Source organism: Serratia sp. LTN-2 (assembly GCF_059740205.1).
The window spans coordinates 80,172-95,267 of the sequence record NZ_JCAXDO010000011.1 but is presented as its reverse complement, the minus strand read 5'-3'; the positions used below and the strand labels follow the sequence as shown (position 1 = coordinate 95,267).

The 15,096-nt window shown below is 59.5% G+C and carries 16 protein-coding genes; 7 read left to right on the top strand and 9 right to left on the bottom strand.

Features of this window, described 5'->3' with window-relative positions; genetic code table 11:
• Nucleotides 1-45: 45 nt before the first annotated feature.
• Nucleotides 46-1,890 (bottom strand): polyurethane esterase, encoded by a 1,845-nt coding sequence (locus tag AC6BYQ_RS19625; protein ID WP_063919368.1) that lies wholly within the window; start codon nucleotides 1,888-1,890, stop codon nucleotides 46-48.
• Between the two features lie 241 nt (nucleotides 1,891-2,131).
• Between AC6BYQ_RS19625 and sodC the strand changes: the two genes are divergently transcribed.
• A complete protein-coding gene (gene sodC, locus AC6BYQ_RS19620) occupies nucleotides 2,132-2,653 on the top strand; it encodes a superoxide dismutase family protein (RefSeq protein WP_019455977.1) in 522 nt (173 codons plus the stop codon).
• Here sodC and AC6BYQ_RS19615 read toward each other — a convergent pair whose 3' ends face one another.
• From AC6BYQ_RS19615 to AC6BYQ_RS19605, 3 genes are read right to left on the bottom strand one after another with little or no spacing between them, the layout of a single operon-like run.
• Nucleotides 2,654-4,684, bottom strand: coding sequence for an FUSC family protein (locus AC6BYQ_RS19615; protein ID WP_498057396.1), 2,031 nt, complete (start codon nucleotides 4,682-4,684; stop codon nucleotides 2,654-2,656). It abuts the gene before it with no gap.
• Nucleotides 4,685-4,687: 3 nt separating this feature from the next.
• Nucleotides 4,688-5,551, bottom strand: coding sequence for an efflux RND transporter periplasmic adaptor subunit (locus AC6BYQ_RS19610; RefSeq protein WP_025159707.1), 864 nt, complete (start codon nucleotides 5,549-5,551; stop codon nucleotides 4,688-4,690).
• Between the two features lie 3 nt (nucleotides 5,552-5,554).
• Complete coding sequence (locus AC6BYQ_RS19605) at nucleotides 5,555-5,791, bottom strand: DUF1656 domain-containing protein (RefSeq protein WP_025159708.1); 237 nt, start codon at nucleotides 5,789-5,791, stop codon at nucleotides 5,555-5,557.
• Between the two features lie 180 nt (nucleotides 5,792-5,971).
• Here AC6BYQ_RS19605 and slyA point away from each other — a divergent pair, with 180 nt between their 5' ends.
• Nucleotides 5,972-6,403: a transcriptional regulator SlyA gene (gene slyA / locus AC6BYQ_RS19600; protein ID WP_025159709.1), complete on the top strand. Its 432-nt coding sequence runs from the start codon at nucleotides 5,972-5,974 to the stop codon at nucleotides 6,401-6,403.
• Between the two features lie 94 nt (nucleotides 6,404-6,497).
• On the opposite strand, the gene AC6BYQ_RS19595 is transcribed toward slyA, so the two are convergent.
• On the bottom strand, nucleotides 6,498-6,962 hold the full coding sequence (locus AC6BYQ_RS19595; RefSeq protein WP_025159710.1) for an outer membrane lipoprotein: 465 nt from the start codon (nucleotides 6,960-6,962) through the stop codon (nucleotides 6,498-6,500).
• A gap of 352 nt (nucleotides 6,963-7,314) precedes the next feature.
• Between AC6BYQ_RS19595 and anmK the strand changes: the two genes are divergently transcribed.
• The 5 genes from anmK to pdxY all read left to right on the top strand — a co-directional run bounded on the left by anmK (nucleotide 7,315) and on the right by pdxY (nucleotide 11,885).
• Nucleotides 7,315-8,436, top strand: a complete 1,122-nt coding sequence (anmK, locus tag AC6BYQ_RS19590; protein WP_154746137.1) for an anhydro-N-acetylmuramic acid kinase — start codon at nucleotides 7,315-7,317, stop codon at nucleotides 8,434-8,436.
• Between the two features lie 45 nt (nucleotides 8,437-8,481).
• The gene (locus tag AC6BYQ_RS19585; protein ID WP_019455971.1) at nucleotides 8,482-8,784 is read left to right on the top strand and encodes an MliC family protein; all 303 of its coding nucleotides are present in this window, start codon (nucleotides 8,482-8,484) and stop codon (nucleotides 8,782-8,784) included.
• A gap of 89 nt (nucleotides 8,785-8,873) precedes the next feature.
• Nucleotides 8,874-9,527: a pyridoxamine 5'-phosphate oxidase gene (pdxH, locus tag AC6BYQ_RS19580; RefSeq protein ID WP_063919370.1), complete on the top strand. Its 654-nt coding sequence runs from the start codon at nucleotides 8,874-8,876 to the stop codon at nucleotides 9,525-9,527.
• Between the two features lie 138 nt (nucleotides 9,528-9,665).
• Nucleotides 9,666-10,940, top strand: a complete 1,275-nt coding sequence (gene tyrS, locus AC6BYQ_RS19575) for a tyrosine--tRNA ligase (protein WP_154746138.1) — start codon at nucleotides 9,666-9,668, stop codon at nucleotides 10,938-10,940.
• 84 nt (nucleotides 10,941-11,024) lie between these two features.
• Nucleotides 11,025-11,885, top strand: a complete 861-nt coding sequence (pdxY, locus tag AC6BYQ_RS19570) for a pyridoxal kinase PdxY (protein ID WP_435981217.1) — start codon at nucleotides 11,025-11,027, stop codon at nucleotides 11,883-11,885.
• Nucleotides 11,886-11,924: 39 nt separating this feature from the next.
• Here pdxY and gstA read toward each other — a convergent pair whose 3' ends face one another.
• The 4 genes from gstA to AC6BYQ_RS19550 form a co-directional block, all read right to left on the bottom strand.
• The gene (gstA, locus tag AC6BYQ_RS19565; protein WP_498057395.1) at nucleotides 11,925-12,530 is read right to left on the bottom strand and encodes a glutathione transferase GstA; all 606 of its coding nucleotides are present in this window, start codon (nucleotides 12,528-12,530) and stop codon (nucleotides 11,925-11,927) included.
• Between the two features lie 92 nt (nucleotides 12,531-12,622).
• On the bottom strand, nucleotides 12,623-13,507 hold the full coding sequence (dapA, locus tag AC6BYQ_RS19560) for a 4-hydroxy-tetrahydrodipicolinate synthase (protein ID WP_498057394.1): 885 nt from the start codon (nucleotides 13,505-13,507) through the stop codon (nucleotides 12,623-12,625).
• Between the two features lie 361 nt (nucleotides 13,508-13,868).
• Nucleotides 13,869-14,132, bottom strand: a complete 264-nt coding sequence (locus AC6BYQ_RS19555; protein WP_019455965.1) for a YjbD family protein — start codon at nucleotides 14,130-14,132, stop codon at nucleotides 13,869-13,871.
• An 85-nt stretch (nucleotides 14,133-14,217) separates the two neighbouring features.
• Nucleotides 14,218-14,913 (bottom strand): HD domain-containing protein, encoded by a 696-nt coding sequence (locus AC6BYQ_RS19550; protein ID WP_498057393.1) that lies wholly within the window; start codon nucleotides 14,911-14,913, stop codon nucleotides 14,218-14,220.
• Nucleotides 14,914-15,096: the final 183 nt, after the last annotated feature.

Genomic DNA, 15,096 nt, shown 5'->3' with positions numbered 1-15,096 from the left:
GCAAAGCCGGGCGGCGCAAGCGCCCGGCTTTTTTTACGTTGGTCCTTAGGCCAACACCACCTGATCGGTGTTGAAGTGATCGAGCGAGACGCCGATCAGCGTTACCTGGCTGTTGCCGAAGGCCAGCACCAGATCGTCGTTTTGCTGCGTGGCGTAGTCGCGGATATTGCCGCTGGCGCCTTCGGTGCCGATAAACACCAGTTTATCGGTGGCGTTGAAGCCATACAGCTGGTCGTGGCCGAAATCGCCGCTGAACAGGAAGGTATTGCCGTTGCCGACGCCCTTCAGGATGTCATCGCCGCTGCCGCCGACGAAGGTCAGGTTGCCGCCGGCGTGGCCGATAAGCGTGTCGTTGCCGGCATTGCCGAACAGCCAGGCGTCGTGGCTGCGAGCCTGCAGGACGTCATCGCCGTCGCCGCCGGTGGTGGCGGCCGCATAGGCTTTGAGGCCCGAATCCGATTTCAATCCGGCGGCGGTCACCTGATGATCCACCTCTTTGCTGAAAATCAGCCAGGAGGTTTCTTTACTGCGCAAGGTGCTGATGTCGTCCGCCAATGTAATGCCGCCCTTGGCGTCGCGCAGGTAAAGCGTATTGCCGTCGTAGGCGACCTCGGTGTTTTTCAACGCCTGCTGGGTATCGAAGATATTGTGACCTTTGCCGCCGGCGATCAGATTATAGCCACCGGCGTCGCGGAAGATATCGTCGCCGTCGCGGCCCTCGAGATAGTCGTTGCCTTTGCCGCCCTTGATCAGGTCATTGCCGTCGCTGCCGATGATAAACGTCGGCCCGCTGTGGGTTTCCGCGTTGCGGTTCAGATCTTCCACCCAGGTATTGCCGCGCGTGACGTTCGACAGGTTGGAGACGATGATGGTCGAGTCTTTGTCGGTCAGCGAATAAAACTCGGAGTTCAGCACCCGCATCAGACCATCCTGATAGAAAAACGGCAGGTGGGACAGCCAGGTCGGAATGTTGAGGATGGAGAACGGCAGCAGGTTCCAGGCGTCCGACGCGTAGTGGTCGTTGAAGTTGACGATATTGTTGGTGGCGGAGGTATGCGGCGCATCGTGGACGCCCAGTGACGGCAGGGTCAGCGAAGTGCCGTCGAGCGCACGGAACACCGGATCGTTCTCATAGCCGATATTGATCACCTTGCCGCCGGCTTCGTACTGGGTCGGCGAGGCGAAGGCGACATAGTTGGACTGCGCGTAGAAACCACCCCAGTTGGCGTCGCTCTGCGCCGCCATGCTGTTGACCGCCAGTCCGCCGAGGCTATGGCCGCTGACCACCACGTCCTCGCCGCTCAGCCCGTGCGCCTGCGCGAATTTTGCCACGTCGCCCAGCAGTTGGCCGAAGGCCTTCAGCGTGTAGCCGTCGGCGTAGCCTTTCGGCCCGAACCCGGCCAACAGATCGTTAATCACATCGCCGATGGTATCGCCGATCAGCGTCTCGCGCGGGCCGCTGGTACCGCGAAATGAGATGCCAATGGCGGTGAGATTGCCTTCGCTGTCATATTTTCCCAGCACCTCGGCCTGCGCGGTGGTGTAACCGGCGGTTTCGCCGTAGTAGGTGCCGCGCGCATCGGTTTTACCGGCGTAGCCCAGCTGCGCGGCGCTGATGACCGACCAGCCGGCATTGTTCACCGCCTCCTGCGCGGCCTGTTCGGAGTCGGGGTTCCAGGGAAGGCCGGGCAGACCGCCCTGTGATTGGGTACTGCCGATGAGCGCGGTGATCAGCGTCAGCGGCAGGCCCAACCCGAAACCGGTTTGGTGGTAGCCTTCATCGAAGCCGTTATCGATATTGTGGTAAGCGTAGGTAGAGATGGCCAAGGCGTCGGAGAACAGCGCCTTCGACGCGTTTTCGTCAAGATCCTTATAGCTAAAGATGCCCATATCAGTTCCTTATGAAGTATGCCGCCTGGCCTGGATGTGAACTCTCATGCGCTGGCGGTAGAAACAGGGAAACAACGTTAGCCGAACGACAGCTGGTCAGAGGACCAACATCGGTAAAATGATTATTAGCGCTAAATATTAGGCCTGCGAATCAAATTGGCGAGATTGTGCGTTGGTTAACAGTGCCGGCACTGGCTCTCCTATACTGATAACTCGATATAGTCATTAAGGAGACTGATTGATGAAACGTTATTGGTATGCGGCGTTTGGCCTGATGGCCTGTGGGGCCGCTCAGGCGGCAACGGTCGACGTTGAGATGAATTTGGTGACCGGGCAGGGCATCGGTCAGGATATCGGCAAAGTGGTCATCAGCGAAACGCCGTACGGCTTGCTGTTCACGCCGGATTTGAAAGCGTTGCCGGCCGGGGTGCACGGTTTCCACGTGCATGAGAAAGGCAGCTGCGAACCGGGCATGAAGGACGGCAAGGCGGTGGCGGCGCTGGCGGCCGGCGGCCATTTCGATCCGCAAAAGACCGGCAAACATCTCGGGCCGTATGCCGACGGGCATCTGGGTGACCTGCCGGCCATCTATGTGACCGCCGACGGCATGGCTACCTATCCGGTGTTGGCGCCGCGGCTGAAGAAAATCAGCGAAATTGAAGGCAAAGCGCTGATGGTGCACGCCGGCGGCGATAATCATTCGGATCATCCACTGCCGCTCGGCGGCGGCGGTGAACGTTTCGCCTGCGGCGTGATTAAGTGATCATCCGCCGCTAACGGCCGGGGCAGCGGCGGGCTGGCCGGTAGCCAGCTGCAGCTGCTGCAGCGAACAGTAGAGCCGCCAAATCAGGCCGGCCAGATCGCGCGCCGCCTGTTCCGGGTGGTGCGCCAGCGCGTTGCTGATGCGCTGCAGCTCCTGCAGCGTGGCGTCGAGCGAGCTGTGCTGCACGCCTTTCTCCGTCATGATGCCGCGCAGGTGGTGAATGCAGACGTTGCGCACCGCCGACAGCGGATCGGAACGGGTTTGCCAGTCGCGCAGTTGCCAGACGATATGGCTGCAGTTGAGCAGCACCACGCCCCAGCGCAACAGCCAGGTGCGCGCCTCTTGATCCTGACTTTGGTTAAGCTGGCTGATGCGGTGGTAGATCAGCGATTCGAACTGACTTTCGCTCTGCTGCGGCCGTTTGCTCAACTGATCGATAAAATCGCGCCGCAGCGCGCGGATAATGCGGCGGCTTTTGCGTTTGTCCGAACTGGGGCGCAGGATTTGAAACGCCAGCCCGGCCAGCAGCACGCCGACGACTTTAGCGATATTGTCATTGATAAAGGACTGGTAGTCATAACTCGGCGGATTGCTGACGGTCAGGAACGAGCCCATAAAGACGATCAGCTGCCCCCAGAGCGCGGCATAAGGCGGATGCTGCAGCTTGAGCATTTGCATGGTCACCAGGATCGGGAACAGGAAGGCGCAGAACACCCAAAAATCGTCGATCTGGATCATCAAACCGAATTTCACCACGAAACAGGCGACCGAGAGCAGCAACACCGCCTTGAGCAAGGTGCTGATGCTGTTGATCGGTGAAGGCGTCGAAGAGTAAAGCACGCAGCTGATGGCGGTGAGCGTCAGCGCCGCGCTGCCGGCGTCCCACTGCGTGTTGATCCAGTAGGCACAGCCGATCACGATGCATAAAAAGGTGCGCAGGCCGTTGTAAGCGGCCTCATAACTGTCGGTGTGGCGCGCCAGCGAGGTGACGCGCGGCGGCTGGAGTTCGCTGACCGCCGTGGCGTTCTCCAGCCGCTGCAGCCAACGGTTGCAGCGCAGGTAAAGCCAGCAGAAATGTCGCAGACGCAGCCAGAAGGCGCGATGGCGATAGTCCGTCGGATCTTGCGGGGCGATTTGCTGGAGCAGGCGCGCCAAACGGTATTTGTCGGTGGCGGGATCGCGCAGTTCGTCCAGCAGCTGCGTCAGCACCGGCATCAGGTTGGCGGGGCGATCCGGCCAGTTCAGCAGCATGCGGCGCAGGCTGGAAATGACGCTGGTAATGCGCAGCTGCTGGTGCAACAGATAATTGAGCAGATTGTTTTGCCGCCGCAGCCGGTAGTGGCTCCAAAACGCCTGAATGCGCAGCAGGTTCATGGTCAGAATCTGGCCGATGACCCCCTCGTGCGAGGTGCGCATCTGCGCGGTGACCTCCGGCTGCCACAGCATGGCGGCGTGTTCCAGCAGGCGCAGCTGCATGCGCCGCAGCGAGGTCAGCAAGGCTTCGCCGTCGGAGGTGCTGGGCAGGATCATCATCATCAACCCGCCGCACAGAATGCCGGTGATCACTTCACAAACCCGCGCCTGGGCAATATCGAAGATCTGCTGGGTATCGGTGACGTTGACCGTACCGAAGGCGATGATGGCGGCGGTATACCCCGCCAGCGCGAAGGCATACGAAACGTTGTTCTGGTAATGGTTGGAGATATAGGTGCACAGCCCGATCCAGGCGGCGATGAACAGCGTGAACAGCCAGGGATCGTTCAGACAGTGGCCGGCGATCGCCACCGACGCAGCGGCGCCCAGCAGGCTGCCGAAGATGCGGCCGATGCTTTTGCTGATCACGCCGCCGATGGTGGGGAAGCTGACCACCGCGGCAGAGGTCAGCGCCCAATAGGGTTCGTCGAGCTCGAGCACGAACGCTACCCACAGCGCCAGACACATCGCCAGCGAATTGCGCAGCGCGTAGCGCCATTGGCCTCCGGTCGCCTTACCCCAAGGGGTGCGGCTCCACTCCAGAAAAGGCAGGTTCACACTTTAGTTCCGCTGATGAATCGAAATGGTGCAGGTGGTGCCGGCGACCAGCGTCAAATCGGCGGGCACGTTGAGCAATTTTATCCGTACCGGCACGCGCTGGGCCAAACGTACCCAGGGAACATTAGGCTTAACGTCCATTAATAGATCGTTGCTGCTGTCAACGCTCTGATCGTAAATGGCGCGGCCGATGCTCTCTACTTCCCCCTGCAGCGGCGTGTTGCCGTTATATAAAACGATGTCCGCTTTATTGCCTTCTTTTATATGCTTCAGCTTGGTTTCTTCGAAATAACCGAGTACATAAAACGAGTGCACATCCACCAGCGCCACCAAAGGCGTGCCGGCGTTGGCGTAGTTTCCGACTCGCGCCTGCAGGTTGGTGATATAACCGTCCGTCGGGGCGTAAATTTTGGTTTTGCTCAAATTCCATTTGGCCTGCTCCAGGTTGGCCTGAGCGGCTTTATAGGCGGCCTTCATTGCCTGAGCGGCTAAATTGGACTCGTCCAAATCTTCAGCGGAAATAACGTTGCGCGGCAAACCGCGGCGGCGGGCGGCCTCGTGGTCCGCCTTGGCCAGATCGGATTGCGCTTTTGCCACAGCGGCCTCGGCATTGTCCAGCGCGATCTGGTAGGGCACCGGGTCGAGGGTAAAAATCAGACTTCCCGCAGGTACGAACTGATTGTCATTCGCGCTTATTTTCTCTAATCTTCCAGAGACTTCAGGGGTGATATTGACGAGTTCGGCGCGCACTTTTCCATCACGGGTCCATGGCGATTGCATATAATAATTCCAGAGCCACCAACCGGCACAGACGGCAATGGCGCAGACGATCACCGTAGAAAAGTATTTTAATGTTTTATGCTGCATGGGTTACCAACTCGCTAAAATCCATAAGGAACCGCTGACGGTAAGAACGAAAATGGACAGATCCATCAACATGGGATGCCAGATTTCGCCGGAATACATCCAGTCTCGCAGCAGCTGATGAATCAGCAGCCATAAGACCAGCCCTAGCAAAAAAGCTTTAAATATAGGCGGAAAATAAAGCGATGCCCCCAGCACCAAATCGGGCAAGGGGGAAGAGGCGTGTAACCATGATGTATTCACATTAACAATCCCTAAGGGTGAATATGTTGAATATTTGCATAACGATTAAACAATAGCGGCTAAAAACAGTGGCTATTTCCACAATATACATTATATACATTTGTGTTTTTAATGTGAGTTACCCAAAATAGTCTAAACTCTGGGAGGTAATGTTAGCATGCTAATTATAAGGAGGGGGAAGTGGAGTCAACATTAGGTTCAGATTTAGCACGATTGGTTCGTGTTTGGCGCGCGCTCATCGATCATCGGCTCAAGCCGTTGGAGCTGACCCAAACACACTGGGTCACTTTGCACAATATCAATCGTTTGCCGCCGGAGCAGTCGCAGATTCAGCTGGCGAAGGCGATCGGTATCGAGCAACCGTCACTGGTTCGTACGCTGGACCAATTGGAGGAGAAGGGGCTGATTACGCGCCACACCTGTGCCAACGATCGCCGTGCGAAGCGCATCAAGCTGACCGAAGCGGCCGATCCGATCATCAGGGAAGTGGACAGCGTGATCACGTCTACGCGCAGTGAGATTTTAAGCGGCATTACCGCCGACGAAGTGCATCTGTTGGTTGGGCTGATTGGCAAGTTAGAACAAAATATCACCGAACTGCAAAGCAAATAATAATATTCTTATTTTTTCTACGATTACAGTTTCACAGCATCAGAAATAAAACCGGAGGCGATTGCCTCCGGTTTGCCGTGTGTCGCCTGCTGACTTACAGCGGAGAGACGGTGATGGTGTCGCCCATGCGCGCCATGCGTACGCGCTGGCCCGGGCTGAACTTGGTGTCGCCCGCTTTTTGTACCACCACGATGTTCTCTTTCTGGTCGGTTTTGATTTCCAGCTCGTAGCCTGAGGTACGGCCGGCCACTTCACCGATGCTGTTGCCTGCCGCGCCGCCGGCGATAGCGCCCGCCGCGGTAGCCAGCGTACGGCCGGTGCCGCCGCCAACGGTGTTACCCAACAGGCCGCCAATCACCGCGCCGCCGATCATCCCCAAGGCGTTGGAGCCTTCGCCGCCCTGAATTTTCACCGGACGCACGGAAACCAGCGTCCCGTAGGTGACGTTTTGCACCTGTTTGGCCTGCGAGGACGAGTAGACATCGCCGGACATGGATTCATTGGCGCACCCAGCCAGCGTAACGGCGGCGACGGCAACGACGAGAAGACGCTTGATCATATAAAACTCCTGATGGTAGTAGTCCATAACCTGGCAATGCTCTCCAGGCAAGATTCAGTGAAAATGATAGACAAAGTATGGCGGAAAGTTGGCATATCACCATGCTTCATCGCTGCACGCAGCTTAACTTTCCTCTGTTCAACCAATAATAAACCGCGGTTTACCTTTATGACAGCCTCGGCGACATTCCGTTGCCGGTTAAGGCACGGTTTAACACATAAAGTGTGCCACAGCGGCGCATCTGGCTCACGCCCCGCAAAAAAAAGCATCATAATTCATGGCGTTAATTCGTCAATTCTGGTTTATTTGTCAGGATGAAATTTGCTTACCGCGCAGGTTAGAGGATGTTGCTATGAAGTCAGGCCGCTATATAGGCGTCATGTCCGGCACCAGTCTGGACGGGATCGATGTGGTATTGGCCGCGATCGACGATCGCATGGTGGCGCAGCAGGCCAGCTATAGCCATCCGATGCCGATCGCGCTGAAAAAAGAGATTCTTGGCATGTGCCAGGGGCAGCAGACCACCCTGGCCGCCGTCGGCCGGTTGGACGCTCAGTTGGGCACGCTGTTCGGCGAAGCGGTGCTCGGCCTGCTGAAGCAAACCGGCATCGACGCGGAGCAGATCACCGCCATCGGTTGTCACGGCCAGACGGTGTGGCACGAACCGGAGGGCGACGCGCGTTTCTCAATGCAGCTCGGCGACAACAACCGCATCGCGGCGTTGACCGATATCACCACCGTCGGCGATTTCCGCCGGCGCGATATGGCCTACGGCGGGCAGGGCGCGCCGCTGGTGCCGGCGTTTCATCAGGCGCTGCTGGGGCATCCGCTCGAACGGCGCATGGTGCTGAACGTTGGCGGCATCGCCAACCTGTCTTTGCTGCTGCCCGGTACGCCGGTGCGCGGTTTCGACACCGGGCCGGGCAACATGCTGATGGATGCCTGGGTGTGGCGCCACCGCGCGCAGCCTTACGATCAGGACGGCGGCTGGGCTATGCAGGGGCGAGTCTGCTTGCCGCTGCTGCAGCAGATGCTGGCGGATCCTTACTTCGCGCTGCCGGCACCGAAAAGCACCGGGCGCGAGTATTTCAATATCGCCTGGCTGGAGCGCCAACTGGCCGGATTGCCGGCGATTGCGCCGGTCGACGTGCAGGCCACGCTCACGGAGTTGACCGCGGTCAGCATCAGCGAGCAGGTGCAGCTGGCCGGCGGGTGTGAAAGGCTGCTGGTGTGCGGCGGCGGGGCGCGCAACACGCTGCTGATGGCGCGTCTGTCGGCGTTGCTGCCGGGGACGGAAGTCGGGTTGACCGACGACTGCGGGGTCAGCGGCGACGACATGGAGGCGCTGGCCTTCGCCTGGCTGGCGTTTCGCACGCTGTCCGGCCAGGCCGGCAACCTGCCGTCGGTGACCGGCGCCAGCCGTGAAACGGTGCTGGGTGGGATTTATCCGGTTTTGCCATTAGGGTGCCGTTAGCTCTGTTAGGATAGCCTGTGAAGGATTTTTCTAAGGAGCAACAGCATGAAAAAAGTCATTTTCGTCGCCGGCGCGTTGGCGCTGTCCGGCTGCAGCTACATCCTGCCGCAGAGCAGCCAGACGATGCACTATCAGTGCGGCACCACGCCGCTGACGGTGGCGCTGGACGGCAAGGCGAGCGAAGTCAGCCTGCTGATGGATGGCGAACAGCTGCATCTCAAGCAGGTGCTGGCGTTGACTGGCGCCAAATACAGCGATGGTAAATACACGTTTTGGTCGAAAGACCGCAACGCCTATCTTGAACGCAACGGCAAAGTTGTGATGAGCGACTGCGTGCTGACGGACTAAAGGCCGGTGGCGGCGTCGGAGCGATTGAGTTCCTGACGCCGCAGGCGCAGAATGTAACGACGGATTTTTTCAGTTGGTCGATAACCCAGATGATTGAAAAGAATGAGTTTGATGTTGCGGACCTGCGCCGTGAATACACCCGAGGCGGCCTGCGCCGCAACGATCTGACCGCCAGCCCGCTCGAGCTGTTCGAGCGTTGGTTGAAACAGGCCTGCGACGCGCGCCTGGCCGATCCCACCGCCATGTGCGTCGCGACCGTCGACGAGCACGGCCAGCCTTATCAACGCATCGTGCTGCTGAAGCACTTCGATGAGCAGGGGCTGGTGTTCTACACCAATCTCGGCAGTCGCAAGGCGCAGCAGCTGGCGCACAACCCGCATATCAGCCTGCTGTTCCCCTGGCACATGCTCGATCGCCAGGTGATTTTCCTCGGCCAGGTGGAGCGCCTGTCGACTTTCGAAGTGCTGAAGTATTTCAACAGCCGGCCGAAAGACAGCCAGATCGGCGCCTGGGTTTCGCAGCAGTCGTCGCGCATTTCCGCGCGCGGCGTGCTGGAAAGCAAATTCCTCGAGCTGAAGCAGAAGTTCCAGCAGGGCGAGGTGCCGCTGCCGAGTTTCTGGGGCGGATTCCGCGTGAAATTCGACTCCGTCGAGTTCTGGCAGGGCGGCGCCCATCGCCTGCATGACCGTTTCCTGTATCAGCGGGACGGGAATGACTGGAAAATTGACCGACTGGCACCCTGAAGACGGAAAATCCCCTCTAAGCGCTGGTGCTGACGCCGCCGGCGCTTTATTCTATGCGCTACCCTGAATTTTTATTTCGCCACTGGGCGAAAGGCCGTGTACCGGCAAAGGTGCATTCGTTTATACATGGAGTCATTGATGGCAAGCAGCAACTTGATTAAACAACTGCAAGAGCGGGGCCTCGTTGCCCAGGTTACGGATGAGGAAGCGTTAGCGGAGCGACTGGCGCAAGGGCCAATTGCACTGTATTGCGGTTTCGATCCGACCGCTGACAGCTTGCATTTGGGCCATCTGGTTCCTCTGTTGTGCCTGAAGCGCTTCCAGCTGGCCGGCCACAAGCCGGTAGCCTTGGTGGGCGGCGCCACTGGCCTCATCGGCGATCCGAGCTTCAAAGCGGCGGAGCGCAAGCTGAACACCACCGATACGGTGAACGAGTGGGTCGAGAAGATCCGCAAGCAGGTTTCCCCGTTCCTCGATTTCGACTGCGGCAGCAACAGCGCTATCGCCGCCAACAACTACGACTGGTTCGGCGGCATGAACGTGCTGACCTTCCTGCGCGACATCGGCAAGCACTTCTCCGTCAACCAGATGATCAACAAGGAAGCGGTCAAGCAGCGCCTGAATCGCGACGACTCCGGCATCTCCTTCACCGAGTTCTCCTACAACCTGCTGCAGGGCTTCGATTTCTCCGAGCTGTATAACCGCCACCAGGTGGAGCTGCAGATCGGCGGTTCCGACCAGTGGGGCAACATCACCTCGGGTATCGATCTGACGCGTCGTCAGCACCAGAAACAGGTGTTCGGCCTGACCGTGCCGTTGATCACCAAAGCGGACGGCACCAAGTTCGGTAAAACCGAAGGCGGCGCGGTCTGGCTGGCACCGGAAAAAACCAGCCCGTACAAGTTCTACCAGTTCTGGATCAACACCGCCGACGCCGACGTCTACCGTTTCCTGAAGTTCTTCACCTTCATGAGCCTGGAAGACATCAACGCGCTGGAAGAAGAAGACAAGAACAGCGGCAAGGCGCCGCGCGCCCAGTACGTGCTGGCGGAAGAAGTGACCGGCATGGTGCACGGTGCGGAAGGTTTGGCGGCCGCCAAGCGCATCACCCAGAGCCTGTTCTCCGGCGCGTTGCATGACATGACCGAAGCGGACTTCGCCCAGTTGGCGCAGGACGGCATGCCAACCATCAAACTGGATAGCGACGCCGATCTGCAGCAGGCGCTGGTGAATGCCGAGCTGGTACCGTCACGTGGCCAGGCGCGCACCATGATCGGCTCCAATGCGGTGACCATCAACGGCGAGAAACAATCCGATGCCGAATACCGCTTCAGCGACGCGGACCGTCTGTTCGGCCGCTACACGCTGCTGCGCCGCGGCAAAAAACACTACTGCCTGGTGGATTGGCAGTAAGCGAATCATGACGGTAAGGGGCCCTGGCGGCCCCTTTATTTTTGGGCAGCCGCCCGGCTGCCGTATCCCGAACGAGTTCTGTCGATGAAAAACATTCTTTCTATCCAGTCGCACGTGGTGTTTGGTCACGCCGGCAACAGTGCGGCGGAGTTTCCAATGCGTCGCATGGGCGTCAACGTCTGGCCGCTGAACACGGTGCAGTTCTCCAACCATACGCAATACGGTCAGTGGACCGGCTGCGTCATGCCGGCCAGCCACCTGACCGAGATCGCGCAGGGCATCGCCAATATCGATCAGTTGAAGCGCTGTGATGCGGTGTTGAGCGGCTATATCGGTTCGCCGGAGCAGGGCGACCATATTCTGGAGATCGTGCGTCAGGTTAAGCAGGCGAACCCGAACGCCTGGTATTTTTGCGATCCGGTGATGGGGCATCCGGAAAAGGGCTGCATCGTGGCGCCGGGCGTGGCCGAGTTTCACTGCCGCCAAGCGCTGCCGTGCAGCGACATGATGGCGCCGAACCTGCTGGAACTGGAGATGCTCAGTCAGATGGCCGTCGCCAATGTGGACGACGCGGTGCAGGCCGCCCGCGCGCTGATCGCCAAAGGGCCGAGGCTGGTGCTGGTCAAGCACCTGGCCCGCGCCGGCTATCACGCCGACTGCTTCGAAATGCTGCTGGTGACGGCGGACGAGGCCTGGCACATCAGCCGGCCGCTGGTGGACTTCGGGGCGCGTCAGCCGGTCGGCGTCGGCGATTTGACCAGCGGTCTGCTGCTGGTGGATCTGCTGAAGGGCGAGGCGCTGGATAAAGCGCTGGAGCACGTGACCGCCGCGGTGTATGAGGTGATGCTGACCACCCAGGAGATGGGCGAGTACGAACTGCAGGTGGTGGCGGCGCAGGATCGGATCGTGCAGCCGCGCAGCGAGTTCAAAGCGGTAAAACTGTAAGTGAAACGGGCCCCGGCGATCGCCGCCGGGGCCGAACCTTTACTTCAAACCTTCGGCGTTCAGCGCCGCATCCACTGCCGGGCGCGCGGCGACGCGATCGAACCAGGCCGCCAGATGGGCGTGCTTGCGCACATCGAACTGCAGGGCGAATGCCCAGCGCAACACGGTGAACAAGTAAGCGTCGGCCACGCTGAAACGGCTTCCCAACAGGAAGTGCTGCTTCGCCAGCACCGAATCCAGATAGCTGAACTGCTGCTCCAGCTTGGCGCGCGCGATGGCTTTGTATTCCTCGGGCGTTTTCGGGTTGAACAGCGGGCTGAACCCTTTGTGCAGCTCGGTGGCGATGTAGTTCAGCCATTCGATCGCGTGGTAGCGCGACAGGGTGCCTGCCGCCGGAATAAGGTTGCGATCCGGCACGCGGTCCGCCAGGTATTGCACGATCGCTACGCCTTCGGTCAGCAGGCTGCCGTCATCCAGCAGCAGCGCCGGTACCTGTCCCTTGGGGTTGATGGCGAGGTAATCGGCGCCGCTCTCGGTTTTCTTGTGCGCCAGGTCGACCTTCTCCGCCGTAAAATCCAGCCCTGCCTCACGCAGCACGATATGCGGGGACAGCGAACAGGCGCCGGCTTTATAGAACAGTTTCATCGGAAGCTCCTTGTTGATGACGAATGACGGGCATGCTTAACCTCTCATCGTAGTCCCATAGCGCCAAAATTACAGCGGCTTAGCTAACAAATTTAACCGACGATCGCCTCGACGGGCTGCAGCTGCGCCAGCGTCGCGGCGATCTGCTGTTGCAGCGCCTGCGGCGCCACCTGCATCGGCGAGCGCAGTTCGTTGACGATCAGCCCTTGTTGGGCCAGCACCGTCTTGACCGGCGCCGGATTCGGGAAGCTGAACATCTGGTGGATCATCGGCAGCAGCTCATAGAAGTTGCTGCGCGCCGCGGCCAGATCGCCGGCGGCGACCTGCTGCGTCAACTGGACGAAACGTTCCGGGTGCACATGGGCGGCGGCGGAGATGGCGCCGGTGCCGCCGAGGCACAGCGTGGTGAGGATCAGATTGTCTTCCCCGGTCATCACATCGATCTCGCCGTCGGCGATCAGCGCCATGGTGGCGTCAGGGTTGCCGCCGCAGTCCTTGATGGCGGTGATGCGCGGATGGCGCGCGAGCCGGCGCAATGTGGCCAGCTCCATGGCGATGCCGGTGCGCTGCGGAATGTTGTACAGGATCACCGGCACGGTTGAGGCGTCGGCCAGCTGGGTAAAATAGTCGATCAGACCGCATTGCGAAGGGCGGATGTAGTAAGGTGCCGGGATCAGCACGCCGGCGATGTCGCGCAGCTGAATGGCCTGCTGCATCTGCAGCGTGGCGGCCATGTTATTGCCGGACAGTCCCATCACCACCTGATGGGCGGGCGCCACTTCCAGCACCGCGTCGAGCACCGCCAGCTGTTCTTCTTTGCTCAGTGCGGCGGCTTCACCGGTGGAGCCGCAGACCACCAGGCCTGAGACGCCGGCGTCGAGCAGGTACCGCGCCAGGCGTTTCACCGCTGGCAGATCGACGGCATCGTGATTGAAAGGGGTAACCATCGCCACCCAAATACCCGAAAATGAGGCCATAAAATATTCCTTCTGTGTGACCGACAGAGAAGCCAGATGAGAAAATTGAAGGCGGGGCGTTGCGTGCCATCCAGTCAGCTCATCTGACGGGACAGCTCGCCCCGGTCAAATGAGCGTCTGTTTCTTCGATTTAACCGCTGCCAAACCGCCAACAGGCAACGCAGGCGTCATCGGAATGTCAACGTTGCGTGGATAGGCCATGGCAGTCTCGCGAAAAGGGGAAGTGGGGTGATAATGAATATTCTTCATCAGGCTGTCAATTTACAACAGATTGATAACATTGTTATTCATGATTCGGCAGCGGGGATGAGTTTGGCTAATAAACCACAATCCCCGCGGCGGCGGGGATTGTTGGGCTGGCTCAGCGCGGTGGGCGGGAACCGATGGTGGCGGACCAGCTGAAGGTATCGCCACTCGGCCGGTAGCGATTGGCCTTGCGTTCCGCACGCTCCGCCTTGGCGAGTTTCGCTCTGGCGGCCATGATGCGCGCCACCGCTTCATCCTTGACCTTGTGCTGTTCGGCGTTGGTCAGTGGCCGCCCGTGGCTCTTGCGTGCCTTGTCCAATTCGGTTTTCACTTCCCGCTGTTCGCTTTCCGTCATCTCTTTCAACGTCAACTTTTTCATCTGTGCCGCCCGTTCGGTGAAGTTGACTTACAGTTTAGCGGCGTTATATGACCGAAAATGTTATGGGCATAACGAAATCGTCGCGCTATACCTCTTCCAACAGCTCGTCGACAAAGCGCCGCATGCGTTGGGTGCGCTGTTCGGCCATGTGCCGCCCGGCGGCGGTCTGGAAGCCGTCTTGCAGCTTGAACAGCTTGGTTTCGAAGTGGTCGAGGCAGAAACGCTTGTCGTCGTATTGACGATGTTCGGCCTGCGGATCGGCGGCGTCATACAGCGCGCTGCGCATGCGGCCGCCGATATAGAAGCAGCGCGCCACGCCGATAAGACCTATGGCGTCGAGGCGATCGGCGTCCTGCAGGATCTTGGCCTCCAGCGTTTGCGGGGGGATGCCGGCGGAAAAACTGTGCGCTTCGATGGCGTGCGCCACCGCCGCGATGTCCGCCGGCGCCCATTCCAGCCGGGCCAGCGTCAGCGTGGCCTGCTGCGCCGCCATGAGCGAGGCCAGATGGCGCTGCGGCGAATTCTTTTCCACCGCCACCGCGTCATGCAGCAGCACCGCCGCACAGAGAATGCGCCGATCGCCGCCTTCCAGCTTGCTGATCCGGCGGCAGTTCTTCCAGACTCGGTGCAGGTGCGCCACATCGTGCGAGCCGTCGTCAGACTCGAGGGTGAGCGGCAGCAGCGCTTGCGCCAACGACTGATAGGGGGAAAACGGTTGTAACAGCTCTTGCGTCAGCGAGGGTAAAGACACGTTCAGCTCCTGTTGGGGGAAATCGGTCAATCAGCATAGCCGCGTCGGATGCCGGGAAAATGACGGCGAAGCGGCTATTGTTTACTAAAGTGCAACTGACTATTGTCATAACTGCGGTTTTTGCAGCGAAACAAGCAACCTAAAATAGCCACGTTCCGCCGTCTCCGCTTGGTGAGAGCCTGTGTCCGCGGAGATGGCCGGAATATCCTCATC